Genomic DNA, 26,839 nt, shown 5'->3' with positions numbered 1-26,839 from the left:
CCATTTGGATCGGTTCTTTTTTTTAGAAGATATTAAATACAGCGTTTAATTGAAGTAAGCTAATAACGGCTAAGAAGATTAAACTGTATTTCATTGCTGTTTTAAATAAGGCAGATTCTTGACCAACTAGTCCAACTGCCGCACAAGCAACTGCTACTGATTGTGGTGAAACCATTTTCGCCATTGTACCACCTACTACGTTTAATGCAACGAGTGTAGAAGGAACGATGTTTAATTGGTCTGCAGTTACTGCTTGAAGTGGTGCGAATAATGAGCCACTTGATACTACTGATCCTGTAATGAATACGCCAATCCATCCTAAGATTGGAGAAAGAACTGGGAATGCATTACCAGTAGAAGAGAATGCAAGTCCAAGTGTAGATGACATACCAGAGTAGTTCTCTACGTAAGCTAAAGCGATAACGCTACAAATTGTATATACTGGAGCCTTTAGTTCTTTAATTGTTTCAACCATCAGTTCTTTAATCATTTTACCTTTTACGCGGTAAACGATAAGTGAAACGATAATTGCTAATACAATCGCAGTAGTTGTAGAAGAGAATACATCGAATTTGAAAATAGCTGCGAAAGGTGTATCGGCTTTTGTAATTGGTGTAGTTTTCATAACCATATTATGAAGACCAGGGAACTGAATGTTAAATACTAAGTTTGCTAACGCGCCATCCGGAGCAAATAAAGCTTTAATTGGTTTTAAATTAAAGATTGTTACGAATGCAGTTAAGAATACGAATGGAGACCAAGCATATAAAATTTGATTGAATGTATGAGATTCTTTTTCTTCTTGTTTATCTTCTTTAGCAGAAGATTTTGGCTGCCAAACACGTAAGAATAATGCAAGAGAGATCATACTTACAACGGCTGCGAAAATATTAGTAAGTTCTGCACCTAAGAAGTAAGTTACAAGGAACTGAGTAATTGCGAAAGAAAAACCACTTACAAGAATACCTTGCCAAGTTTCTTTAATACCTTTAATTCCATCGACCATTGAAACAAGTAAGAAAGGTAAAATAATGCTAATGAAAGGTAAAATAAGAACAGTTTGACGACCTATAGTTAATGCATCTAATTGAGTTAATTGTGCAGGTACTGTAACTGGAATACCCATAGCACCCATAGCACCACCAGCGATATTTGCTACTAAACAAATACCTGCTGCTTTTAATGGATTAAAGCCCATACCTACAAGTAGTGCAGCTGTAATAGCAACTGGAACACCTAGACCAGCTGCGCCTTCTAAGAAAGCACCGAAAGAATAAGCGATTAATAACACTTGTAAACGTTGATCATTTGTAATGCTTGAAATACTATCACGAATTATGTTGAATTGCTCTGTTTTAACAGTTAATTTGTAAAGGAAAATTGCTGCGATAACGATAGTACAAATTGGATAAAATCCTGATAGAATACCGAATCCGGCAGATGCTACAGCTACTGTTGCTGGCATTTTATAAACGAATATAGCAAGAATAATAGCGACAATCACACTGTAAAGACCAGCGATGTAACTTTTCATTTTGAGTCCCATTAAACAAATGATGAAGCAGAAAATTGGAAGTGCTGCGATTAGTGCAGATAACCAAATATTGTTTAATGGGTCATAAATTTGTGTCCAAGTACTCATAATAATGACAACTCCTATCTATTTTATGTGAAGAAATTCACATTATTTGTGAAACTATTCACAATCAACTTACATGCTTAGTATATTCTCCTTCACCACTATTGTCAACGTAAAAAAGTATAATTATTCCATAATAGTATTAAAAGTAACTTTTTGTTCATAAAGTAGACAAAAAGCGTAATCAAATTAATTTGATTACGCTTTTATAAATTATTTACATATTCTTTCATTTTTTCATATGTCATTGGTCCTACATGCTTATATTGAATGACACCGTTTGAATCGATGACAAAAGATGTTGGAATACTGATAATTTGATATGCGGCACTTGCCTGTCCTTTCTGATCTAGTAGGACGGGGAAGGTATATTTGTTTTCTTCAAGAAATTGTTTTACATTGTTCGGGTCTTTTTCAGTAGCTGTCGCATTTACAGCAACAATTTCAATTCCCATATCTTTAGTATCATGATAAAACTTTTCCATATCAGGCATTTCTATTTTGCATGGACCACACCAGCTTGCCCAAAAATTCAATATTACTTTTTTTCCTTTATAGTCTGTAAGACGAACTTCTTGACCAGTGGTTGTTTCCAGGAGGAAATCGAGGGCAACATTGCCAACTTCAGTTCCAATGGGGGTGTTTGATTTTGAAGCTATATCTTCTTGTTTGTCTAATAGGAAGTGATTGGTAATAGTCCAGCCAACCGCAATGCTAAGTAACGCAATAATAAACCATTTTTTAATACTACATCCTCCTCCTTACTTAAATTTCCTTTTTTATCGTAACAAAGAGGTTAAATATGGTCAAATTACTTTACGATAGGTTATCAATTATAGACTATATTTTACAATATCATTACTGTACATTTCAGTAAGGTGAAAATATAACAAAAAGCCTGATAAAACAACGTTTGTAAGCAAAGTATCGCTGGCCCTTTATTTTGCTTTTTTATTGTATCATATAGTATAATATTCAAAATCAGGAGAGATTTTTTCTTGAACTGTGTGCTGATAAAAGTCGGAAAATTTTCTCAGCATTATGGGTTGATAAAGTTATGTCGTAACAGGAAATATAAGAACAGATATATAAATAAATAAAAAGAAAATAAAAAATGAAAATGAGGGGAACTTTATGAACCAAAACCAATTTGACTGTCGTATTTCAGAAGAAGACGTACAGATGTTAAGAGCATTAGCTCATCCATTGCGTCTACGTTTAGTAATGGAACTAATGCAGCGTGGAACATGTAATGTAACACAATTACAAGAGGTATTAGAAATTCCACAATCAACTGTTTCACAGCATTTAACGAAACTAAAGCAAAATAAAGTAGTACGCTTTGAGAGACGCGGGTTAGAAGTGTACTATCAAGTTCATAACGATAAAGTAAGTGAAGTAGTAAAAACATTATTTTCTTAATTTTTGAATATTATGGAAAGAAGACGTGTGAAATATACGTCTTTTTTTATTTGGAAAGGATGTACTAATAGGAAGAATTGAGAGCGTATATAGTAGTGCGTCAGAAAGAAACAAACTATTGAAGTGCTAAATTGATGGAATATATTCTGAAGGGATATGAAAAGATAGAAAGGAGTGTTGTAAGCTAAAGGAGGAATAATATAATGGATGTAAAACGTGTGAAACAGATATTATCTTCTTCAAGTAGAATTGATGTTACATATGAGGGAGTCCCCGTATGGATTGAGAGCTGTGATGAGCAGAAGGGGAGTGCTCAAGTGTATGACGTATCCAATCCAGGAGAGAGCGTTCACGTGGATGTGACGGCTTTAGAAGAGAGGTAATAGAAAAGACGCTTCTAATTTTAGAAGCGTCTTTTTTATTTGCTATTCCATCATGTGTGCAATTTTCTTAGAGAACATAAGAAGTACTAATCCTAGCACGATTACGATAACACCGATGCTCGCGAATACTTCTAAATATCCTAAAGATTGAGTGAAAGCAGCTAACTGTCCAGCTAATAAGTTTGCACAGCCAGTACCAGCTAACCATACACCCATTAATAAAGAAGCTAATTTAAGAGGAGCGATTGCACTTACCATAGATAATCCGATTGGTGATAAGAATAATTCACCAATTGTATGGAACATGTAAGTGAACACAATGAACAGTAAGTTTGCTTTCATTGTAATGTTACCTTCATCGCTACCAGTTTTTAAAACAGCTAAAGTTAGAATTAAATATCCAACTCCTAGTAAAATCATACCTAATGCCATTTTTGTTGGGATTTTTAAATCACCATTTTTTGTTTTTGAAAGTTTAATCCATAATGCAGAAACAGGTAATGCTAATAAGATAATGAACAATGGGTTTACAGATTGGAACCAAGGTGTTGGAATTGTAAATCCACCAATTGTACGATCTACGAATTTATCTGTATAAAGTGTTAAAGAACTACCAGCTTGTTCAAATCCTGCCCAGAAGAATACAACGAAACAAGTTAAAATTAAAATTGCAGCTGTACGTTTTTTCTCTTGTGCTGTTAAAGGTTTTTTCTCAATTACTTTTGCATTGTTTTCTTTAGATTTTTTTCCGACAACAGTTGTTCCGATAGATCCTAAGTAACGAGGTGCTAATGTATTAAATGCAATCTGACCAATGATCATACCGATACAAGCTGTTAAGAATCCGTATTTATAATCTGTGAAATAACCGCAAATGAATGGAGCGATAAAAGCTCCTAAGTTAATTCCCATGTAGAAGATAGTGAAGGCACTATCACGACGAGAATCGTTTTCGCTATATAATTGACCTAATAAAGTCGAAATATTTGGTTTGAAGAATCCGTTACCAATAACTAATAATCCTAAGCCTAAGAAAAGTCCAGTTTTAGTGTTCATTGAAAATAGTACAAAGTTACCAAGTGCCATAATGATACCGCCGATGGTAATGGCATGTCGTTTCGTAATGAAATGGTCAGTTAGCCAACCACCAATAATCGGTGTGAAATATACAAACATTGTGAAAAGACCGTAAATTTGCACAGCAACTGCTTTATCAAATCCTAAACCGCCACTTACTAAGCTCGTTGTTAAATAAAGAACTAATAAGCCACGCATTCCGTAATAACTAAATCTTTCCCATGCCTCTGTAAAGAACAACAAATATAATCCTGGTGGATGTTTTTTTGGTGATTGTTGCTCTCCAGCTTTGTCTAATTTTAAAGCTGCATCCATGTTTGTTTCCCCCTAATCCTGTATAACGGATATTTATGTAATTATTTTAATTCACAAAATATTTAGAAGTCAATAGAATTATATGGAAATAGAAAGAAAATTTCTAAAAAAGTTCTATTTTTCTTCAACCGTTATTGTATTTTTCCCTGAAAACGAGATAATAAGCGTTTTCAAATGTAGTAATTGAATTCTAAAAGAAAGTAAAATAGTGATTAATCAGAAAATTTAGATTAGAATATCTATTCCGATATAGAGAAAATACACTGTATTTACTTTTATAATATAACATATTGGGAATAAAAATACAAAATGAAATAATGTGACACTTCAGTGAAATGAAAAAACCAGCTCCATAGAAAGGGAGCTGGTTAGGGAAATATTATTTAACAAAGCGTTTTTCGATATCATCTAGTAGTAGGTTAGCAGCCATTACACCGCCTGCTGTATTCCAAATAACATCGTCAACTTTGTATGCTTTTCCATTTTTTACTGCATTTAAGTTTTTAAATAGAGGATCGTTTATATATTCCTTTTCTAGTTCAGAGCCTTTTTTCTCGTTTCCTTTATCGAATGTGAAGTAGAATAATACATCACCATCCATTGCAGAAATACGCTCTTTAGATACGTTACGCTCTGCAAAATCATCTTTATTTTGATCTCCAGGACGTTTAAATCCAAGTTCTTTTAAAATAACACCAGAGAATGTATCACCATGATAAATACGAACATCACCAGGCATAAAGCGTACCATAGAAATTTCTTGATTTACTTTATCGCCTAGTTTGCCTTTTAAATCTTTCATACGTGATTCGTAATCAGCTAAAACCTTTTGACCTTCTTTTTCTTTATTTAATGCTTTCGCATAAAATTTGAAGTTATCTTTCCATTCACCGCGTAATGTTTCTGAGAAAACAGTAGGTGCGATTGCTTTTAGTTGCTCATACACTTTTTCGTGACGCATTTTATTGCCGATAATTAAGTCTGGTTTTAAAGAAGCAATCGTTTCAACGTTAACTTGTCCTTCATCACCAACAACTTTTACATCTTTCATTTCATCCTTAATATGTGGATACCATGGATCTCCAGTCCAAGACTTTACAGCCCCAACTGGTTTTACACCTAACTCAAGTAAGGCTTCAGTTCCTTCATTTGTTAAAATAACTACACGTTTTGGGTTTGCTGGAACTTCTGTTTTACCCATTGCATGTTCAACCGTAATCATTTCTTTTTTATTATCTTCTTTTGTAGACTCTTCTTTGTTATTTGATTTTCCACAAGCGCTTAAAAGAAGTGAAAAAGCTAGTAGAAATACAAATACTGTGAACGATTTCTTTTGCATGAAATTCATTATGTACCCCCTACATGTTGAGAATATTTTTCAATAGCAAGCATGATATTAATACTTCGTGGTCCAATTGTCAATGAAAATAATTCTCATTATCGTTGACAATGAGAATTGAGTTGAAATACACTTACAACGTATCATTATACATTGAAGGGGAAACGCTGCATGTTATTAAAAACAAATCAAGCAAAATGGATTGGATTATTTGTTGGAATCATTGCAGTCGTTATTTGTATTTGGGGAAGTATTATTTTCGGATATACAAATACGAGTTGGAAATTAGCTTTAGATGCTTTTTTCCATTTTAATGGTTCAAATGAGCATATTATTATTCAAAATGTGCGTCTACCAAGGGCGTTAATTGCAGCTAGTTTAGCCATAGCGGGTTGTTTAATGCAAACTTTAACAAAGAATCCGCTTGCTTCACCAGATTTTATTGGATTAAATTCAGGCGCTGCGTTCTTTATAGTTGTAGCAATTGTACTCTTTTCCGTGACATCATTATCAGCTTTCACATGGATTTCCTTTTTAGGAGCGGCAGTTGCAGCAGTACTTGTATTTGCCTCTAGCTCTTTAGGAAAAGAAGGGACAACGCCTCTTAAGTTAACGCTAGCAGGTGTCGCGATAAGCGCGTTGTTTTCATCATTAACACAAGGGTTACTTGTTTTAAATGAAAAAGCATTTGAAGAAGTGTTATTTTGGCTTGCCGGATCTGTGCAAGGAAGAAAGTTAGAGATTTTACAATCTGTATTCCCGTATTTATTAATAGGCTGGATTGCATCTCTCATGATGGCAGGGAAAGTAAATACATTAATGATGGGGGAAGACGTTGCAAAAGGACTTGGACAACGGACAATTTTAATGAAATCATTCGTACTACTTATTATTGTACTACTGTCTGGTGGTTCAGTTGCGGTCGCTGGTCCAATTGGATTTATTGGTATTGTTACTCCGTATTTTTCCAGATTCCTTGTTGGAGTAGATCACAGGTGGAGAGTACCGTATAGCGGCTTGTTAGGTGCAATACTATTACTCTTAGCTGATATAGCAGCTAGATATGTCATTATGCCACAAGAAGTACCAGTAGGGGTTATGACAGCATTTATCGGGGCCCCATTCTTTATTTATATTGCACGTAAGAGAGGGCTTAGCAAATGAAGAAGTATATTCCGTTTCGTATAGGAAAAGGCGGGCTCTCGTTTTTAATGTATAAACGAGCTTGTCTCGTCTTATTCAGTTTACTAGTTGTTTTAATAGGATTATTTTTTGCGAGTGCAGGTATGGGAGACATGAAAATCGCTCCTTATGATGTATGGCAAGCGATTACTGGAAATGGCGATGCGATGTCAAATATGGTTGTAAATAAGTTTCGTATGCCGCGTATTTTGATTGCTATCCTTGTAGGAATCGCACTTGCTGTAGCAGGATGTATTTTACAAGGTCTCGTTCGAAATCCACTGGCTTCTCCTGATATTATCGGGATTACAGGTGGTGCAAGTGTTGCAGTTGTATTATTTTTAGCTATATTTAGTGATAAAAATAACGCGCTAACTGTAAGCATTCATTATATGCCACTTGCAGCTTTTGCTGGTGCAACGATTGTAGCGTTATTTGTATATTTATTTGCATGGAGAAATGACGGGTTATCACCGATTAGTCTTGTTTTAATTGGTGTTGGATTTTGGGCGTTAACGAAAGCGGCAACAACTTTATTTATGTTGTTAGCACCAATTTATCAAGCGAGTCAAGCAAATGTATGGATTACAGGCACTGTTTACGGGTCTTCGTGGCAAAACGTTATGATACTTGCGCCGTGGGTTCTTATTTTAACGGTAATATCATTTATAGCGGCTAGACATTTAAATGCGCAAGAGCTAGGGGATGATATTGCGGTAGGACTTGGTGTTCCTTTAACGAAGTCACGTGTATTCATGTTATTACTTAGTACAGCTTTAATTGGCGGTGCGGTTGCCTTTGCTGGAGGAATTGGATTTGTCGGTTTAATGGCACCTCATATTTCACGAAGACTAGTTGGTTCTTTATATGGTGCATTACTCCCAGTTGCGGCTATTGTCGGTGCAATTTTAGTACTTGCTGCAGATTTAATTGGGCGTACAGTTTTCGCGCCACTCGAAATTCCAGCAGGGGTATTTACATCAGCAATTGGTGCACCTTATTTTATTTATTTACTTTATAAAAGTCGGAATTCATAAAGGGAGATGAATATGCAAAAAACATTGGAGACGAAACGTTTGACGTTGTCTTACGGTGAAACAATTATTATTGATGAGTTGAATTTAGAAATTCCAAAAGGCGAAATTACAATCTTTATCGGTTCTAACGGTTGCGGGAAATCAACTTTATTACGTTCACTAGCTAGATTATTAAAACCAACAACTGGTGACATTTTGTTAGATAATCAAGCCATTCAAAGTATGCAAACGAAGCAAATTGCTCGTCAAATGGCAATTTTACCGCAAGGACCGCAAGCACCAGAAGGGCTTACAGTATTGCAACTTGTAAAACAAGGACGTTATCCATATCAAACATGGCTGAAACAATGGTCAGAAAAAGATGAGGAAATGGTACAAAAAGCCCTTGCAGCAACAGGTATGACAGAATTTGCTGAGCGTGATGTGCATGCGCTTTCAGGTGGACAACGTCAACGTGCTTGGATTGCAATGACGCTTGCACAAGATACAGATATTATTTTACTGGATGAGCCTACTACATATTTAGATATGACTCACCAAATTGAAGTGCTAGATTTATTATTCGAATTAAATGAAACAGAACAAAGAACGATTGTTATGGTATTGCACGATTTAAATTTAGCATGTCGTTATGCAGACAACATCGTAGCTATTCAAGATAAACAAATATATGCGCAAGGTAAACCAGAAGAAGTTATTGACCAGAAGTTAGTTCGGGATGTATTCCGTATGGAGTGTCAAATAAGCGCTGATCCGTTATTTGGGACACCGCTCTGTATCCCGCATGGAAGAGGAAGACGTGTACTTAAAGAGGCTGTTCAGGCGATGAAATAACGAAAAAAGACGATGAGGATTCATCGTCTTTTTTATTTTTGGCAAGAAAATAATAGAAAAAGGGGAATACGTAAACGTCGTTCATATTCTTCTTCATCCTGAAAACAGTTTCGATTTGGTGTAGCTTCTTTTAAGTTTGTAATCGTAAATCCGGCTTGTTGTAACAATGTAAAATACTCTTCCGTTGTACGATGGTATTTAATAACTTCTTGCTCAATCCAAGGCTCAACGCGTTTTCCCATTTTAAAATAATCATCGACGAGCCAGCTTGTTCTTTTCCCGCTCGTTTGTAAGCTTTCAAATGAAGAGGTAATAATAGGATGTTGAACGCTAAAAGTAAAGGTTCCATTTGTTTTTAAAGTTTCGTATACATTTTGAAAAATGATAGGAAGATGTTCAATATAATGTAAGGCGAGTCTAGATGTTACTAAATCAAAAGTAGCAGGAGGGTATGTGTAGTCTTTGAGGTTTAAAAAATGGACGGTGCCATTTTTATTTTCTAGTTGTTTTTTAGCTTTTTCATACATAAGTTCGGAGCCTTCAATACCAGTGTAAGAGTGGCCGCCTTTTTCTAATAACTCCTCACCGAATTTAGCGTCGCCGCAGCCTAAATCAAGGATTTGTTTTCCTTGCACATCACCAATGAGTTGAAAGAAGGCTGGTTTTTCAAGTGACTCATTTGGGCTATTTTCTCGGTATCTTCGTTTCATATATTGTTTAAAAAATGCTTCGTTATTATATACATCAGATTCAGTAAATGCCATGATTGAAGCCCCCTTAAATATTTTTTTTATTCTATCAAATATGAAAAGTAAATGATAGATTTCTTTTAATGAATCATATATAATCTAGAATTGTAAGCGGTTACTTTAAACTATTTTTCTATAATAAATTCTGAAAACGTGTTAAGCTAGTAGAGGGATTATTAGAACTATTAAGACAATAATTCGCTTACATGAACGATGGGAGGCTTCACAATGTCTAGTAAAACACTTGCGAAATTTTTAGAAGAAAATTTAGAGGATTTAAAATCAAAGGGGCTTTATAACGTAATTGATCCGCTTGAGAGTTCAAATGGACCGATCATTACAATTGGCGGAAAAGAATATATTAACTTATCTTCAAACAACTATCTTGGATTAGCAACAGATAGCCGTTTGCAAGAAGCAGCAATTGGTGCTATTCATAAGTACGGCGTTGGAGCAGGGGCTGTTCGTACAATTAACGGTACTTTAGATTTGCATATTAAATTAGAAGAAACAATTGCAAAGTTTAAACATACAGAAGCAGCAATTGCTTACCAATCAGGATTTAACTGTAATATGGCAGCGATTTCAGCCGTTATGGATAAAAATGATGCGATTCTTTCAGACGAATTAAACCATGCTTCTATTATTGATGGTAGTCGTCTATCAAGAGCAAAAATCATCGTTTATAAACATTCTGATATGGAAGATTTACGCCAAAAAGCAATCGCGGCGAAAGAATCAGGTCTTTACAATAAATTAATGGTAATTACAGACGGTGTCTTCTCAATGGATGGAGATGTTGCAAAACTACCAGAAATTGTTGAGATTGCAGAAGAATTAGATTTAATGACATACGTAGATGATGCACACGGTTCAGGTGTACTTGGTAAAGGTGCAGGAACTGTAAAGCACTTCGGTCTGTCTGATAAAGTTGATTTCCAAATTGGTACATTATCAAAAGCAATTGGGGTAATTGGTGGATATGTAGCAGGGAAACAAAACTTAATTGACTGGTTAAAAGTTCGTTCACGTCCATTCTTATTCTCTACAGCATTAACACCAGCTGATGCAGCAGCTTGCATGAGATCAATTGAAATCTTAATGGAAAGCACAGAGTTGCACGATCGTTTATGGGAAAATGGTCGCTATTTAAAACAAGGGTTAAAAGAACTTGGCTTTAACATCGGAGAAAGTGAAACGCCAATTACACCTTGTATTATTGGTGACGAAGTATTAACACAAGAATTTAGTAAACGTCTAAATGAAGAAGGCGTATATGCAAAATCTATCGTGTTCCCAACTGTAGCAAAAGGAACAGGACGCGTTCGTAATATGCCTACAGCAGCTCATACGAAAGAAATGTTAGATGAAGCAATTCGTAAGTATGAAAAAGTAGGGAAAGAAATGGGCATCATTTAAGTAACGACATCTTTTGAATAGCTTGCAAATGAGGAGTGGGGAAAATGAAAAAAATTCTAGTAACCGGTTCTTTAGGGCAAATTGGTTCTGAACTAGTAATGAAACTTCGTGATGTATACGGTGCATCAAATGTTATTGCAACAGATATTCGTGAAACAGATAGTGAAGTAGTAACATCTGGTCCATTTGAAACGTTAGATGTAACAGATGGACAAAAACTACATGATATTGCAAAGCGTAATGAAGTAGATACAATTATTCATTTAGCAGCTTTACTTTCAGCAACGGCAGAAAAAAATCCGTTATTTGCTTGGAATTTAAATATGGGCGGACTTGTAAATGCATTAGAAGCAGCTCGTGAATTAAACTGTAAGTTCTTCACGCCAAGTTCTATCGGTGCATTCGGTCCATCAACGCCAAAAGATAATACGCCACAAGATACAATTCAGCGTCCTACTACGATGTATGGGGTAAACAAAGTAGCAGGAGAATTACTATGTGATTATTATCATCAAAAGTTTGGCGTTGATACGCGTGGTGTACGTTTCCCAGGCTTAATTTCTTACGTAGCTCCTCCAGGAGGCGGAACAACTGACTATGCAGTTGAAATTTATTATGAGGCGATTAAAAAAGGTACATACACCTCATACATTGCAGAAGGAACGTATATGGATATGATGTATATGCCTGATGCTCTACAAGCGATCATTTCATTAATGGAAGCTGATCCAAGTAAGCTAGTGCATAGAAATGCATTTAACATTACAGCAATGAGCTTTGAACCAGAGCAAATTGCAGCATCAATTCGTAAGCACATTCCGAACTTTACAATGGATTACGCAGTAGATCCAGCTCGTCAAACAATCGCTGATAGCTGGCCAAACTCTATTGATGCGACAGCAGCAATGAAAGAGTGGGGCTTTAAAGCAGAATATGATTTAGACAAAATGACAACGGACATGTTGGCTAAGTTAAAAAAAAAGCTTGCATCTGAGTTAGTAATGAATTAATAGGAAGAGCCGATTCTTAGGAATTGGCTCTTTTATTTGTATTTTTAAGAATATACAAATAATTAAAAGCGTGATAGAATGAGTTAATTTGTGCATGAAGGGGAGAGATACAATGGAGAAATGGGAATTAGCAAAGGAAATTTATAATACATCGCGTTTAACGGGAACATTTAAGCTTCGATCAGGACAAGTATCAAATCAATACTTTGATAAGTACTTATTTGAATCTAATCCAGTACTATTATTAGAAATTGCTAAACAATTGAAAGAGCTCATTCCTCCTGAAACGGAAGTACTCGCAGGTTTAGAGATGGGAGGACTTCCAGTAGCAACGGCATTATCTTTACAAACAGGTATACCAGTTGTATTTGTAAGAAAAGAAGCGAAGAAGTACGGTACATGTAAGTTAGCAGAAGGCGTTGATATTACTGGGAAAAATGTTTGTGTTGTTGAAGATGTTATTACGACAGGCGGTCAAATATTATTAAGCACGAAAGACTTAAGAGAACTGGGTGCGAAAGTCCATCATGTTCTAGGCGTCATTGAACGAACGAAAGCGGGAAGAGAAAACTTATTAGAAGATGGCTTACAGCTACATTCTTTATTTACTATGGATGAGTTAATTGAAGGAGAAAAGCAACATGCAAAGAGTTGACGTCGTATATGCACTAATACATGATGAAGAAACGGATAAAGTATTAATGGTACATAATGCAGAACAAAACGTTTGGTCATTGCCAGGCGGAGCTGTTGAAAAGGGTGAAACGTTAGAGGAAGCTCTAGTAAGGGAAGTAAAAGAAGAGACAGGTTTAACTGCCGTGGCAGGTGGACTTGTTGCGATTAATGAAAAATTCTTTGAAGAATCAGGGAATCATGCGATACTTTTTACATTCCGAGCAAATGTAGTAAAAGGTGAACTGATTGCGGAAGATGAAGGAGAAATTTTTGCAATAGAGTGGGTGGATCGAACGATCGCAAATGAACGATTCCCATTCTACGATGGAGGATTCGAGGCATTATTAGAAGTAGCCATTCCATACAAGTTTCAACCAGAAACAAAGTAATTGAACGAAAAAAAGGAGCCAAAAGGCTCCTTTTTTCTATTCAATCGTCTTCAGTAATAGTTTCTTCAATAATGGTTTAATCTTCAAACGTAAATCTTCAGCGTGATTTGCAACTAAGAAGTGGTGGTTATAAATGTTTTTCATTAATTGATAAGTTGCTTCTTTCGCTTCGCCTTCTTCGATGAAGATTCCGATTACTTCCATACCACTTTTACGAGCAAGTTTGACAGCTTCATGCGTATCTAAAATACCGTCTTGTTGATAGTCTAGCGCAGAAGGTTCACCGTCTGTAAAGACAAGTAAGAATTTATGCTTTTCTGGTCTTTTCGCAAGCTTTTCAGAAACGATACGAATAATATATCCGTCGCGGTTATCTTCTTCTTCGCGAAGCTGCATAATTTCGGGACCAACGTTTGGCAACGTTGAGTTTTTATACGTTACAACTTCATGGATAACGTTCGGTTTATCTTCAGGTTTAGCACTAGAAGCATCTTCCCAAAAGCCGCTAATAGCGTGCGGGATTTTTAAAGATTTCAATGCTTCATGGAATAGGACAACACTTTTCTTCGTTTCTTCCATTTTGTTATACATAGAACCAGAGCAGTCCACTAGTAATTGGAATGCAACGTCGAGCTCTTGTGATTCTTGCCCTTTTTTATAAAACATGCGTGGCTGCTTTTCAGTATAAATACGAAGGAATTTCTTGCGAAGTCTTCCGTAATATTTATCACTATTTGCATTCGTTTTATTTTCAATCGTTTTCTCGATAATTTTCTTTAATTCTTTTACATCTTTATTAACGACTGATTTGATAGCTTGGTAATCTTTTTTCTCATCAGCATTTGCTTTGCGAGCTTCTTTAAATGTATGAGAAGCACCTACATTATACTTACCGTATGCACCCTCGTTTTGGCTAGAAGCGTGTGAAGCTCTTGCTTCTTCTGTATCAGCGCCATCAAAGTTGGATTGTGTACTCTTTTGAGAAGTACCTTGTACAGAACCAAGTGCTTGGTCGCCATCTTCTGATTCACGAGCAGTATCGCCCATCATGTTTGTTTTTGTTCCGCTTTCTAATTCAAAGCGTAAAAAGTTCTCGTTTTCGTTATTTTTATTTTCACGATGCCATGTGGAGAAGCTTTCATCCATTTTGTTTTTATTGTCATCGTCATCTATGAGCTGCGTATCGTCATTTGCTAAATCTTCAACGCGGCAGTTCTTTTCGTCTGCAATGACAGATAAATAAAGCGGAGCATGTCCGAAATAATTATTAAGCATATCACTTTCAAGAAGTCCTTCTAAGCGATAGCGAATTTTCTCAACGATATACATAATATCTTCTGTATTACGTGCTTGGAATGTTTCATGCAAAATTGATTCAATTTGTTCGAAATATTCATTATTAAACATTTCATATTTATCGCTCGTTAATGAAAGATAGCAGAGACAAAATAGACGATCACCGTGATAGTTACGAACACGATTGATTTCATTTTGTGAGCCGAAGTAATTGCGATACATTTCTTTTCGGCGTCTGAAAACATGCTTTGTGCCAGGGCGTAAGTTTTTTACGATTTCCTCAACACGTAAATCTTCTAATAGAACAAATAATTGTGTTAAAAACTTTTTTAGAGGCGATTCTTGTAATTCAATCGCATAAGAACGAATTAAAGTCATGTCCGAGTAATGTTTATTACCAAGTGCTTTCAAAAACACTTCGCTTTTTAATCCGATTACTGTATCCTCTTCTTTTCGATCATCCCAAAAGTGACTAATGACAACCTTTTTTTCAATTTCGTCGTAGTATGCTTTATAGCCATACTCAAGATAGGCATCGTCTTCTTTTAGAAGAGCATACATTAAGTTTTCCATTTGTAGAAACAGCGACGCATCAATTTTTTTGTCACTAAAAATTTGTCTCATGAATTATCCCTCAAAGAAATAACTTTCTGCTAATTCACGGACAGTCATTTGTTCTGTTTCATCGTTTAATTTTGCGATAATACTACGTTCAATTGCACGCATAACAGGAATATATACACCTAAATCACATGCATCGATAATGCCACGAATACTAGCCGCTTCTTCACTTACGCGCCCGTCACGAGCTAAAGGCATAAGATCGCTTGCGAATGCAACGAACTTTTCAATTGTTGCAATATCATTTAATTTTGATTCAGATAGTAATAGTTCTTTTAATGTATCACCCTGAATGTAAGGAACTTCAATAATAACGAAACGGTTTTTTAATGCTTCGTTTAGTTCACTTGTCCCAACATAACCTTCGTTAATCGCAGCAATTACGCGATATTCGTCATCACCGTATACAACTTCTTGTGTAAATGGGTTTGTAATCATTTTACGGTAATCTAGTGCACCGTGAAGAAGTGGTAACGTTTCAGGTTTTGCCATATTGATTTCATCAATATATAGGAAATGACCGTTCTTCATTGCTTTCATAAGAGGACCGTTAACGAACGTAACTTCAGATGCTCCGTCTTTCGTTTGTAATGTGTTGTATCCTAAAATACCTTCCACATCTAAATCGACAGAACAGTTAATGCTATGCATTGGTTTTTGGAATAAAGAAGAAAGAGTTTCCGCCAGTACCGTTTTACCACTACCAGTTGGTCCTTTTAGTAGAATGTTTTTACCAAGTAAAAGTGCTGTAATGGCATCTTCAATAATGCTGTTATCAGATGCTTTATATATTTTCTTTCCAATTAAATGTGCATTTTCGCCAGCTTCTTGTTTATTTTTTTCGTGAATTGTAGAAAGTTGCTGTTTTAAATCAGCATGTATATGAAATTGTTCTAACATGTATTTCCCACCTAACATTATTTTCATAAAGTAATACATCTTATGATAACTTGTTTTAATATGGTATGCAAAGAAAAGGAAAGAGAGAAAATGTAAAAGAAAAAGCAATCAATATTATATTGATTGCTTATAGTAAAGGAGAAATGAGTCGCATGAAAGACTCTAATATTCGTTTTTTGATACTTCTTTTTTGGAACGAGTTCCATTTAATTTCAGTGGAATGCTTAAAGTCTTCTTCAAAATCATGTTTAATATCATGAACGGTTTCGGATTCATAAAGTACACTAATAATTTCATAATTTAATTCAAAGCTACGTACATCCATATTTGCTGTTCCAATTGTCGCTATTTTATCATCAACGAGTACAATTTTCGCATGCATAAAACCATCTTTATAACTGTAAATGGAAGCACCAGCTTTTAAAAGTGGAGTGAAATAGGATTGAGATGCTTGATCACTAATAATACTATCACTTTTACCTGGATATAAAATGCGTACATCTATGCCGGAAATTGCACTTAAGCGTAATAATGTTAAAGTTTCTTGATCTGGAATAAAGTATGGTGTAGCGATCCAAATAGATTTTTTAGCAGATCCCATAACAGCTAGTAATGTATTACGAATACTTTTATCATCTGAGCTTGGTCCACTTGCTACAATTTGCACCGCACCTGCTGCATCCAGAATTTCTTTTCCTGGGAAGTATTGTCTATTCATAAATTGATCCCAAGAATAAGTATTCAATCCACTAGACGCATAGAGCCAATCTTCTAGAAAGATTGCTTGTAATTTATATAATGCTTTTCCTTCTATTTTTAAATGACTGTCTCGCCAAACGGGGAATTTTTTTGAGCGGCCAAGATACTCATCACCGACGTTGAGTCCCCCGGTAAAACCAATTTCTCCATCTACAATAACGATTTTTCGATGGTTACGATAATTGACCGTTTCAAGTAACCAAGCTGAAAAAATAGGGTCAAATTCTATAATTTCAATTCCAGCTTCTTTCATAGGCTGTAAAAAGCGTCTTCTTAACGTGTTACTTCCGAGTCCATCATAAAGGAAGCGTACAATAACACCGTCTTTTGCCTTCTTTATTAAAGCATCCCGAACTTTTGTACCAATTTCATCAGATTTATAAATATAGTATTGAATATGTATATGGTGTTTTGCATGCTCAATAGCTTGCAGAATTTCTGAAAATGTTTGATCTCCGTTTGTTAAAAGCTTTGTGGTCGTTCTATCTGCGGCAGGACCGCCTCCAAACTTTTGTACGACTTCTGTTAAATGTACGGAACGTTCATGTAAAGGAACTGTGAGTGACAATTCTAGTCGTCTTCCTTCTAATATTTCACGGAATAATTTTCTTTGTTCTTCTGAGCGGTGGAGATGTTTTTTTCTTCTCCAACGGCTACGCCCAAAAATAGAGTATAAAAGCACACCGACAACAGGAAGAAGTGCTAATACTAAAAACCACGCTAGGGTGCTTTGCGGGGATCTATTTTCGATAAAAATAACGAATGAAATTCCTACGATTGTAATAGACCATAGGACACCCACAAATGTATATAGCGAAGTAACCGATGTATTTAAAAGGAAAAGAACGATAGATACAATTGTAAATATTAATAATAATTGAATGATAGGCTTCTTCATTTCTATAAAATTCCTCTAATCTTTCTTAAATATAGACTTCTTATATAAAAGGTGTAATCCGACATTCTTATTATAAAGCGTTTTGTTTTTTTTACAAAATATAGACATTTTCCCCATGCTTTCCGCATTTGTCCTACATACAGTATATTGTTACGTTTTTATCCCGCTATTTGCTGGTTAATGATCAGTGTAGGAGGGACAAAAATCTTGTCCCTTATATAGGAAAGGGAATGAGGTTTCTTTCCTGGATTTGTAGCAGGTGCATTATGAAGCCCAGGATATGGTTATCCATATTACGCGGATTCTTATTAAGGTGAGAAAATGGAAAGGAGAGGGGAATAATGAATTATATAGAAAATAACGGATTGTATTATCGTCATAATCATGGAGGACACCATCATAATGGCGGGCATAATCACCATGGTGGACACAATCATTATGATTATCATCATCATCATCACGGTGGTGGATGGGGTGGCGGCTCGTGGGGCGGAGGATTTTTCCCAGGAAGTTTTGCTGGAGGCATGTTAGGTGGGCTTACAGCTGGCGCATTAACGGGTGCAGCAGGTGGAGGCTACTATCCAGCACCGTACCCAGTAACATATCCAGCACCATATCCAATGCCATACCCGGGTTATCAGCAAATACCATATCAGTATTAAATTAAAAAAGAGGATATCCTCTTTTTTAGTTTAATACTATATTTATAAAATTCTTCCAAAATTAAGGTGAAAATATGTTAATATTTTGTTATTGTAATTCAGTATATTAAATGCAAATTTTGATTTTATCCCGCTATTTGTGGGCAATAAAACTCCCACCTCAAAATTCAGCTGGAACAAAGAAGTTAGGTGGAAGCCCAGCTTCCCGTAAACGCCTGATTGGTGAAGACTAATAATCAGTGGATGATGAACCCCCCACTGATTAAAGTTTCACTTTATATTATTATTCGTGAATAGTTGCATTTTATATTTTAATCTCTATTTCATTATGTATCGGCAGTTAGATTTACATCTTAACATCTCATAAAATAAAAGAGATTAGGTGTGAGGCCACATTAATAGGGAGTAGAGGCTAATATTGATGAAATTGTCACTTTAAAAATTAAAAGAATGTAAGAGAATACGGTATAATAAGTTTAGATAAACAGAGAGATGAGAAGCTTCTACTATCATTAAAATGGCACCATATTGCTTTTTTTATAAATAATATTATGTTATTTTAATCGGCCTATTTAGAAAGAATTTGTGATTTATGTAAAGGCATATTGTTAGAAAATGAAATATCTCTATTTCTATGAAGAGAAACGAGTTGTGTTTTAGTCAGATAGGAAGCAAGGAGAGATGCGCATGCTAGAACAAAGAGGTCATGCATTATATGACTCTTCATTGCGAGATTTAAAATTAGCATTAGATGAGTCTTCAATTGTTGCTATTACAGACCGAAATGGTCGTATTACATATGTGAATGATAAATTTTGTAAAATCTCAAAATATAAAAGAGAAGAGTTAATAGGAAAAGATCACCGTATTTTAAATTCTGGATATCATCCGAAAGCATTTTTTCAAATTTTATGGAAGCGTATTTTGAGTGGGAAAGTTTGGACGGGGGAAATTCGAAATCAAGCAAAAGATGGTACGTATTATTGGGTTAAAACAACAATTGTTCCATTTCTAAATGAAAAGGGTGAACCCTATCAATTTATTGCAATTCGAAATGATATAAGTAGTAGGAAAGAAGCAGAACAAAGATTACGATTAAGCGAAAGTCGTTATAGGGAACTTGCTTATCACGATGCGTTAACAAGTTTACCAAACCGTTTACAGTTAATTACGACTGTAAATAAGATGATTGCAGAGAAAATAGAGTTTGGCATGATTTACTTTGATTTAGATCGTTTTAAATTAGTGAATGATACGTTAGGTCATATGATAGGAGATTTACTTTTAAGCGAAGTTGCTTCACGGTTGCATTATGTGCTAGGAGAGAAAGATGTTCTGGCTAGGCTGGGTGGCGACGAATTTGTGTTGTTAACAAAAACTCATACACATGATGAGATGGGGCAGTTAGCGACATCGGTATTGTCATGCTTTCAAGCGCCATTTATGCTTGAAGGTCATGAAGTATATATTTCAGCTAGTCTAGGACTTTGTTCCTATCCGCAAGATGGAAAAGACGTTGAAACGTTATTGAAAAATTCGGATTTAGCCATGTACAGTGCAAAAGAGCAAGGAAGAAATGCGGTGTGCTTCTTTACAGATGAATTACGTGCGAAAATAAACCGTAGAATGAAAATAGAATTTGCTTTGCAAAAAGCAATTCGTGACGAAGAATTAAAAGTGGCATTACAGCCTATTATTGATTTGAAAACAAAGAAATGTACTGGTATTGAAGCTTTAGTACGTTGTAATACAGCAGAAGGACCTATTTCACCAAGTGAATTTATACCTGTAGCTGAAGAGTGTGGACTTATTATAAAACTAGGAGACTGGGTACTAGAAAAGTCATGTCGACTGTTTAAAACTTTACCAGAGTATCAAGAGGGACTGAAGTTATCTGTTAATTTATCAATGCAACAATTGATGCAAAAGCGATTTATTTTATCTGTTCGTAGTATATTGAAGCGCACAGGATTTTCACCAAATCGTTTAATATTAGAAATAACAGAAAGTATAGCTGTACGTCATTTTGATTATATTATTGCTACATTACAAGAATTAAGAAGTATGGGGATTTTAATCGCTTTAGACGATTTCGGAACAGGGTATTCCTCATTATATTATTTAAAAAAACTCCCACTTGATATTGTGAAAATTGATCGTAATTTTATTCGTGAGTTTCATTATGATCACGCACAACCTGAGCGAACGATTGTAAAATCGGTTATTGAGATTGCCCATAGTTTAAATTTATTAGTGGTTGCTGAAGGGGTAGAAACGGTAGAACAAGAAGGTTTATTACAATCAATGGGTTGTGATTTTGTGCAAGGTTTTTATTATGCAAAACCGCTAGATGTAGGTGAACTAAAAGAAAAGTTATTAACTGATTTTTAATAAAAAAAGAGAAGCGGAATGCTTCTCTTTTTTATTATTTTTTTTGTGAATCTTTCATTAAAATTGGATAAAGAATAAGGCCTAATACAAACAACCCAATTCCTAAGAAGAAAGTTTTTAAATCAGCAGTTCCTGTTTTAATAACCCAAATGGAATATAAAAATGCTAGTGCAGTAATGATACCATCTTTTATGCGAGATCCAGGCATTATGTCATACGTTTCGCCCGTAATAACTAATTTTAATTGATACAAGGTAGAAACAAGGTAGGGGATTAAATATGCTAATGTCGCTACAACAATAGCGAAATTATATGCTTCTGAAACCGTACCAGAAATCGTTGAAAATAAGAAAATTTGTGTCATTACATTTGTAATAAATAATGATTTTGAAGGACTGCCTTTTTTATTTGTTTTTCCGAAGAACTTAGGGAAAAGCCCATTTTTTGCTGCTTGGTAAGGTACTTCTGAGCTAACAACGATCCAGCCTACAGTAGAGCCGAATAAAGATACGAGTGCAAGTAAGGCCATTATATAAGCACCTTTACTACCAATTGCTAAATTTAATGCATCTACTAATGGCTTTTGAGACTCTTTTAAAACATCTTGCGGAAGAGCGCCCATTGTTAGTAGAGTAATTGCCATGTAAATAAGAAGAGCAATAATTAATCCGAAAATCGTTGCTTTTTTAACATCACGCTGAGATTTTGCACGATTAGAAAGCATAACTGCTGACTCAATACCGATAAACGCCCAAAGTGTTGCAATAGCCGCTGAATTTATTTGTCCACCTAATGAAATGGCTTGTCCAGATTCATTCATAAATGTTTGACCGTCTCCGAAATTAGAGGCATTGAAAATGAATAATGTGATTACAATAAACATTGTAAATCCGATGATTTTTGCAATGGTAGCAAGAAGATTCATATTACCAGCGCGATCAATATTTTGAGATAGAATATATTGAATACCCCATAACATAAGGCTACATACGAGGAAAGTTAACCCTTTTCCAAGTTCTAGTGAAAATCCATTTATTGAAAAGAGAATTTGCTTACTTTGTAAAATAGGAAAGAAGGTTGATAAATATCCTGCAAAGGAAATAATTACAGATGCTGTAGCAGCCCAGTTAGCAGCCCAATATCCCCAAGCCATACTATAACCTGCAACTTTACCTGCCTTTTTGGATGTAAACATTGCTTGGGCATAACTTTGTGGTCCGGCTTTTAATTCTGGTTTTCGAATTGCTAAATTTCCAAATACGAGTGCAATCATAAATACGCCAAGTCCTGTAATACTCCATGCAAGTGTAGAACCCATTGGACCTGATACGTGTGCTAAATTTGCTGGGAGCATAAATACGCCACCGCCAACCATATTCCCGATAACAAAAGCTGTTAAAACCCATAATCCCCATTTTTTCGTTTCCATTTTTGTTAACTCCTTTGTAGTAAGATTTGCTTAAACATCATTTTTTACTAGCTTTTTGGCAATAAAAAAAGAGCCATGTAGATAAAAAATACCTACATGGCTCTTTGCCAAAGCGTAGGTACAACGGGAATAACCCTTGTACCTACGCGTAATTTTTCCGCTAGGTTTCAAGGGTTAAGTATGATGATGATGTTTTTGTGCAAATGTAACTACAATTGTTGTATAAGTAAGCATAGTTCTTTGCTCCCTTTCTCCTCTGATTTTGAAGTTAGTATACTACATGTTTTTTTGAATGAAAAGAAAAATATAAATTTTTTTATAAAAATACGTATCCTTGGTTAAATATTTATCTATATTTTTCTTGAACTGGAAAATAAGTGAGAGATTGGCAGAAGAGTGTAGCGTGGTATAATACATATAGAATTAGAAGGTGACAAGGGGCTATTGTAGATGATGAGTAAGTATGAACAAATTTATACAGAAATCAGTAAGTCTATTGATAATAAACAATTAAAAGAGGGATGCAAAATCCCATCAGAAACTGAATTAATGAGGCAGTATGAAGCAAGCCGAGGAACTGTAAGAAAAGCGGTAGATTTATTGCAAGAGCGTGGATATGTACAAAAAATTCATGGAAAAGGTGTTTTTGTATTAAAGCGAAAAAATATTGAGTTTAACTTCGGTGGCATTGTAAGTTTTCAAGAAGAAAATGAGCGTCTAGGACGTCATTGTATTACAGAAGTCGTGGAAATGGAGAAAGAAGAAGCGACAAAAGAGGTTGCCAAATTATTAAACGTGAAAGAAAAAACAGAAATAGATCATATTAAACGTGTGCGAAATATTGATGGAGAAAAAGTAATTTTAGATATAAATCATTTTGTATCTGAGTTTATTCCAGGGTTAACGAGAGAAATTGCAACGGCATCAATTTATAAATACATTGAGAAAGAATTAGGGCTACATATTAGTTATTCGCAGAGGGTAATTGAAGTGCAGCCGTGTACAGATGATGACCGAAAGTATTTAGATTTAAATGGCACAGATTATGTTGTCGTTGTGAAAAACTTTACTCATTTATACGATGGGAGTCAATTCGAATATACGGAATCACGTCACCGCTTAGATATTTTTCACTTTTCGGATGTGGCGCGAAGAAAGTAAAGAGGTGAAACGAAATAACGTTTCATCTTTTTTTTATAAAAAAATCATCAACTCGTATATACGAGTGTTGACTAACTTATATATACGAGTTAATATGTAAGTGTAAACGGTATCAAAAACAGAAAAGAGGGACGGGAATATGGGGAAAGACTATCGTAAAACAGCAGAGGAAGTGTTGCAGTATATTGGTGGGAAAGACAATATTGAACAAGCTGCGCACTGTGTAACGAGGCTCCGTATCGCTTTAAAAGATGAAAGTAAAATAGATAATGATAAATTGCAGTCTGTTTCATTAGTAAAGGGAGCGTTTCATAATGCTGGGGTATTTCAAGTTGTAATTGGTCCAGGTGATGTCGATCGAGTATACGCTGAATTGATAACGCTTGCAGGTATGGAGGAATCGACAGTAGCTGACGTGAAAGATTCTGGAAATCAAAAGTTGAATCCGGCTCAAAAGTTTGTAAAAGTATTTTCAGATGTATTTATGCCGATATTACCAGCGATCGTAACAGCTGGTTTACTAATGGGGATTAACAATTTATTAGGGGCAAAGGACTTATTTTTTGATGGTAAAAATTTATTAGATGTTTATCCGAATTTAGGCGGGCTTTGGGATTTAATTAATATGATGGCCAATACAGCATTCGTATTCTTACCAGCACTTGTCGGTTGGTCAGCAACGAAGCGTTTTGGTGGTAGTCCAATACTAGGTATTGTTATGGGCTTAATGCTTGTGCATCCGGCCTTATTAAACGCCTGGGATTATGGAAAAGCAGCGACTGGTTTAGAAGGTCAAAAGATTGAGTACTTCAATATTTTAGGATTGTTCCAAATTGAAAAGGTAGGATATCAAGGTCAAATCCTGCCGGTGTTAGTAGCAGCGTTTGTATTGAGTAAAGTAGAGATTTTCCTAAAGAAACATGTACCAAATGCAATTCAATTATTAGTTGTACCAATTACAACAATCGTTGTAACAGGTGTGTTAGCATTAGGAATTATTGGTCCAGTTACACGTCATATTGGAGATTTATTAACAGCTGGATTAGTGGGCGTATATGAAACAGTACCAGTAGTTGGAGCAGTATTATTTGGAGCATTATATGCACCGCTTGTAATTACAGGTATGCACCATATGTTTATTGCTATTGATTTACAATTAATTGCACAACATGGCGGTACATTTATTTGGCCGATGATTGCTCTTTCTAACATTGCGCAAGGTAGTGCGGCACTTGCAATGTTCTGGATTTCTAAAAATCAAAATGATAAAAGTATGGCATCGACATCAGCAATTTCCGCGTACTTCGGTATTACAGAGCCAGCGATGTTTGGTGTGAATTTACGAAATAAGTTCCCGTTTTATGCAGCAATTATAGGATCTGCTGTGGCATCGATATTCATTACATTAAATGGTGTATTAGCACCTGCTATCGGAATTGGCGGATTGCCAGCATTTATTTCTATCATTCCGAAATCGATTCCAATGTTTATTGTAGGAATGATTATCGCAGTTGTAATCCCGTTTACGTTAACATGGTTATTTGCGAAAAGAGTTAAATAGAAGTAGGAGGAAGTTAAACATGAAGGATTGGCATAAAAGTGTAGTCTATCAAATTTATCCGAAGAGCTTTAATAGTTATTACAATAAAGAAACCGGTGATATAAAAGGGGTTACAGAGAAACTAGATTATTTAAAAGAACTCGGAGTGGATTATATTTGGTTAACACCGATATACCAATCACCACAAAATGATAATGGGTACGATGTAAGTGATTATTATAGCATTGATCCATCTTACGGAACGATGGAAGAGTTTGAAGAGCTTCTAGAAAAAGCGAAAGAACGTGACATTGAAATTATGCTTGATATCGTTGTAAACCATAGTTCGACGGAGCATAAGTGGTTTAAAGAAGCGAAAGAAGATAAAAATAGTCCATATCGCAATTATTACATTTGGCGTGATGAAAAAAATAATTGGCAGTCTAAGTTTGGTGGATCTGCTTGGAAATATGATGAGAAGACAGAGCAATATTTTTTGCATCTATTTGATGAGACACAAGCAGATTTAAATTGGGAAAATGAAAAGCTTCGTGAAGAAGTGTATGATATGATGCGCTTTTGGCTTGATAAAGGGGTAACTGGATTCCGCCTTGATGTTATTAACTTAATTTCAAAAGACCAACGTTTCTTAAGCGATGACGGAAGTACTGCGACAAGTGATGGACGTAAATATTATACGGATGGTCCGCGTGTTCATGAATATTTACAAGAGATGAATCGAAATGTATTTGAAGGGAAAGAGGTAATTACAGTTGGAGAAATGTCATCGACGACAATTGATAATTGTATTAAATACTCAAACCCTGAGCGCAATGAACTCAGTATGACGTTTAGTTTCCATCATTTGAAAGTAGATTATCCGAATGGTGATAAGTGGACGAAAGCTGATTTTGATTTTATGAAATTAAAAGAAATTATGTCTAACTGGCAAATTGAAATGCAAAAGGGCAGGGGATGGAATGCATTATTCTGGTGTAACCATGACCAGCCTCGCATCGTGTCACGCTTCGGTGATGATGGGAAGTACCGAAATGAATCTGCGAAAATGTTAGCGACAGCTATGCATATGCTGCAAGGAACGCCTTACATTTATCAAGGGGAAGAAATCGGTATGGCGAATCCTAAATTTGAGTCCATCGAGCAATATCGTGATGTGGAATCGTTAAATATATATGATATAAAGCTAGAAGAAGGATTATCAAAAGAAGAGATTATAGGGATTTTAAAACAAAAATCTCGTGACAATTCCCGTACTCCGATGCAGTGGAATGGAGAGGTGAACAGCGGTTTTACAACGAGTACACCTTGGATTTCCGTTGCTGATAGTTATACAGAGATTAATGTAGAAAAAGCGTTAGAAGATAAAGAATCTGTATTTTATCATTATAAAAAGTTAATTGAACTTAGAAAAACTTATGATGTAATTACAGAAGGGGAATATGCTATTTTAGATGAAAATCATTCTAAGACTTGGGCATATACTCGTACTGTAAAGAATGAAGTACTACTTGTTATAAATAACTTCTATGGAGAAGAAATAACATATTCTGTACCAGGTAATGTTCAATTAGATGGAATGAAACAAGAAGTATTATTGTCAAATTATAAAGATTCAAGCAAGGATATTACAAATCTTAATTTAAGACCATATGAATCAATTGTATATCGATATACGAAATAAAAGGTTGTAT

23 protein-coding genes are annotated in these 26,839 nt (G+C 35.3%); 14 read left to right on the top strand and 9 right to left on the bottom strand.

Features of this window, described 5'->3' with window-relative positions; genetic code table 11:
• Positions 1 to 22 precede the first annotated feature (22 nt).
• Positions 23 to 1,642, bottom strand: coding sequence for an L-lactate permease (locus ACP6L7_RS24945; protein ID WP_097832831.1), 1,620 nt, complete (start codon positions 1,640 to 1,642; stop codon positions 23 to 25).
• A gap of 203 nt (positions 1,643 to 1,845) precedes the next feature.
• Positions 1,846 to 2,235 carry a TlpA disulfide reductase family protein gene (locus ACP6L7_RS24940; RefSeq protein WP_206763994.1) on the bottom strand — a complete coding sequence of 130 codons (390 nt, stop codon included), beginning with the start codon at positions 2,233 to 2,235 and terminating at the stop codon, positions 1,846 to 1,848.
• A 538-nt stretch (positions 2,236 to 2,773) separates the two neighbouring features.
• On the opposite strand from ACP6L7_RS24940, the gene ACP6L7_RS24935 reads away from it, so the two are divergent.
• Both ACP6L7_RS24935 and ACP6L7_RS24930 read left to right on the top strand, forming a co-directional pair.
• Positions 2,774 to 3,061, top strand: coding sequence for an ArsR/SmtB family transcription factor (locus ACP6L7_RS24935; protein ID WP_001075218.1), 288 nt, complete (start codon positions 2,774 to 2,776; stop codon positions 3,059 to 3,061).
• Positions 3,062 to 3,264: 203 nt separating this feature from the next.
• Entirely contained in the window at positions 3,265 to 3,444 is a 180-nt protein-coding gene (locus ACP6L7_RS24930; RefSeq protein ID WP_002169177.1) for an acid-soluble spore protein H, read from the top strand.
• Positions 3,445 to 3,486: 42 nt separating this feature from the next.
• On the opposite strand, the gene ACP6L7_RS24925 is transcribed toward ACP6L7_RS24930, so the two are convergent.
• Both ACP6L7_RS24925 and ACP6L7_RS24920 read right to left on the bottom strand, forming a co-directional pair.
• Positions 3,487 to 4,836 (bottom strand): peptide MFS transporter, encoded by a 1,350-nt coding sequence (locus ACP6L7_RS24925; RefSeq protein ID WP_097832832.1) that lies wholly within the window; start codon positions 4,834 to 4,836, stop codon positions 3,487 to 3,489.
• 379 nt (positions 4,837 to 5,215) lie between these two features.
• Entirely contained in the window at positions 5,216 to 6,184 is a 969-nt protein-coding gene (locus ACP6L7_RS24920) for an ABC transporter substrate-binding protein (RefSeq protein WP_097832833.1), read from the bottom strand.
• 162 nt (positions 6,185 to 6,346) lie between these two features.
• On the opposite strand from ACP6L7_RS24920, the gene ACP6L7_RS24915 reads away from it, so the two are divergent.
• The 3 genes from ACP6L7_RS24915 to ACP6L7_RS24905 are packed head-to-tail and all read left to right on the top strand — an operon-like array spanning position 6,347 to position 9,228.
• On the top strand, positions 6,347 to 7,339 hold the full coding sequence (locus ACP6L7_RS24915) for a FecCD family ABC transporter permease (RefSeq protein ID WP_430529463.1): 993 nt from the start codon (positions 6,347 to 6,349) through the stop codon (positions 7,337 to 7,339).
• Entirely contained in the window at positions 7,336 to 8,394 is a 1,059-nt protein-coding gene (locus ACP6L7_RS24910) for a FecCD family ABC transporter permease (protein ID WP_097832835.1), read from the top strand. The genes ACP6L7_RS24915 and ACP6L7_RS24910 overlap by 4 nt, the downstream gene beginning before the upstream one ends.
• Before the next feature lie 12 nt (positions 8,395 to 8,406).
• Positions 8,407 to 9,228 carry an ABC transporter ATP-binding protein gene (locus tag ACP6L7_RS24905; RefSeq protein ID WP_430529462.1) on the top strand — a complete coding sequence of 274 codons (822 nt, stop codon included), beginning with the start codon at positions 8,407 to 8,409 and terminating at the stop codon, positions 9,226 to 9,228.
• 32 nt (positions 9,229 to 9,260) lie between these two features.
• On the opposite strand, the gene ACP6L7_RS24900 is transcribed toward ACP6L7_RS24905, so the two are convergent.
• Positions 9,261 to 9,992, bottom strand: a complete 732-nt coding sequence (locus tag ACP6L7_RS24900; RefSeq protein ID WP_097832837.1) for a class I SAM-dependent DNA methyltransferase — start codon at positions 9,990 to 9,992, stop codon at positions 9,261 to 9,263.
• Positions 9,993 to 10,205: 213 nt separating this feature from the next.
• Here ACP6L7_RS24900 and ACP6L7_RS24895 point away from each other — a divergent pair, with 213 nt between their 5' ends.
• The 4 genes from ACP6L7_RS24895 (at position 10,206) to ACP6L7_RS24880 (ending at position 13,470) form a co-directional block, all read left to right on the top strand.
• Positions 10,206 to 11,396 (top strand): glycine C-acetyltransferase, encoded by a 1,191-nt coding sequence (locus ACP6L7_RS24895; protein WP_000095914.1) that lies wholly within the window; start codon positions 10,206 to 10,208, stop codon positions 11,394 to 11,396.
• Between the two features lie 44 nt (positions 11,397 to 11,440).
• The gene (locus ACP6L7_RS24890) at positions 11,441 to 12,406 is read left to right on the top strand and encodes an L-threonine 3-dehydrogenase (RefSeq protein WP_071772176.1); all 966 of its coding nucleotides are present in this window, start codon (positions 11,441 to 11,443) and stop codon (positions 12,404 to 12,406) included.
• Positions 12,407 to 12,518: 112 nt separating this feature from the next.
• The gene (gene pyrE / locus ACP6L7_RS24885) at positions 12,519 to 13,061 is read left to right on the top strand and encodes an orotate phosphoribosyltransferase (protein ID WP_141533279.1); all 543 of its coding nucleotides are present in this window, start codon (positions 12,519 to 12,521) and stop codon (positions 13,059 to 13,061) included.
• Complete coding sequence (locus tag ACP6L7_RS24880; RefSeq protein WP_097832839.1) at positions 13,048 to 13,470, top strand: NUDIX hydrolase; 423 nt, start codon at positions 13,048 to 13,050, stop codon at positions 13,468 to 13,470. The genes pyrE and ACP6L7_RS24880 overlap by 14 nt, the downstream gene beginning before the upstream one ends.
• Positions 13,471 to 13,506: 36 nt before the next feature.
• On the opposite strand, the gene ACP6L7_RS24875 is transcribed toward ACP6L7_RS24880, so the two are convergent.
• From ACP6L7_RS24875 to ACP6L7_RS24865, 3 genes are all read right to left on the bottom strand, one after another.
• Positions 13,507 to 15,390, bottom strand: coding sequence for a vWA domain-containing protein (locus ACP6L7_RS24875; protein ID WP_097832840.1), 1,884 nt, complete (start codon positions 15,388 to 15,390; stop codon positions 13,507 to 13,509).
• 3 nt (positions 15,391 to 15,393) lie between these two features.
• The gene (locus ACP6L7_RS24870) at positions 15,394 to 16,287 is read right to left on the bottom strand and encodes an ATP-binding protein (RefSeq protein WP_071743789.1); all 894 of its coding nucleotides are present in this window, start codon (positions 16,285 to 16,287) and stop codon (positions 15,394 to 15,396) included.
• A 127-nt stretch (positions 16,288 to 16,414) separates the two neighbouring features.
• A complete protein-coding gene (locus tag ACP6L7_RS24865) occupies positions 16,415 to 17,944 on the bottom strand; it encodes a cardiolipin synthase (protein ID WP_430529461.1) in 1,530 nt (509 codons plus the stop codon).
• A gap of 341 nt (positions 17,945 to 18,285) precedes the next feature.
• Between ACP6L7_RS24865 and ACP6L7_RS24860 the strand changes: the two genes are divergently transcribed.
• Entirely contained in the window at positions 18,286 to 18,606 is a 321-nt protein-coding gene (locus tag ACP6L7_RS24860) for a cobalt transporter (protein WP_097832842.1), read from the top strand.
• A gap of 687 nt (positions 18,607 to 19,293) precedes the next feature.
• On the top strand, positions 19,294 to 20,997 hold the full coding sequence (locus ACP6L7_RS24855; protein WP_430529460.1) for a putative bifunctional diguanylate cyclase/phosphodiesterase: 1,704 nt from the start codon (positions 19,294 to 19,296) through the stop codon (positions 20,995 to 20,997).
• Positions 20,998 to 21,031: 34 nt separating this feature from the next.
• Here ACP6L7_RS24855 and ACP6L7_RS24850 read toward each other — a convergent pair whose 3' ends face one another.
• Positions 21,032 to 22,426 carry an amino acid permease gene (locus ACP6L7_RS24850; RefSeq protein WP_097832844.1) on the bottom strand — a complete coding sequence of 465 codons (1,395 nt, stop codon included), beginning with the start codon at positions 22,424 to 22,426 and terminating at the stop codon, positions 21,032 to 21,034.
• Between the two features lie 450 nt (positions 22,427 to 22,876).
• Here ACP6L7_RS24850 and treR point away from each other — a divergent pair, with 450 nt between their 5' ends.
• The 3 genes from treR to treC all read left to right on the top strand — a co-directional run bounded on the left by treR (position 22,877) and on the right by treC (position 26,829).
• The gene (treR, locus tag ACP6L7_RS24845; protein ID WP_097832845.1) at positions 22,877 to 23,587 is read left to right on the top strand and encodes a trehalose operon repressor; all 711 of its coding nucleotides are present in this window, start codon (positions 22,877 to 22,879) and stop codon (positions 23,585 to 23,587) included.
• A 139-nt stretch (positions 23,588 to 23,726) separates the two neighbouring features.
• Positions 23,727 to 25,148, top strand: a complete 1,422-nt coding sequence (treP, locus tag ACP6L7_RS24840; RefSeq protein ID WP_097832846.1) for a PTS system trehalose-specific EIIBC component — start codon at positions 23,727 to 23,729, stop codon at positions 25,146 to 25,148.
• A gap of 19 nt (positions 25,149 to 25,167) precedes the next feature.
• Positions 25,168 to 26,829, top strand: coding sequence for an alpha,alpha-phosphotrehalase (gene treC / locus ACP6L7_RS24835; RefSeq protein ID WP_097832847.1), 1,662 nt, complete (start codon positions 25,168 to 25,170; stop codon positions 26,827 to 26,829).
• Positions 26,830 to 26,839 lie beyond the last annotated feature (10 nt).

The sequence above is a fragment of the Bacillus silvicola genome (genome assembly GCF_050524305.1).
In the GTDB taxonomy this organism is placed as follows: Bacteria; Bacillota; Bacilli; order Bacillales; family Bacillaceae_G; genus Bacillus_A; species Bacillus_A cereus_AT.
This window is presented reverse-complemented; position numbering and strand designations above follow the sequence as displayed.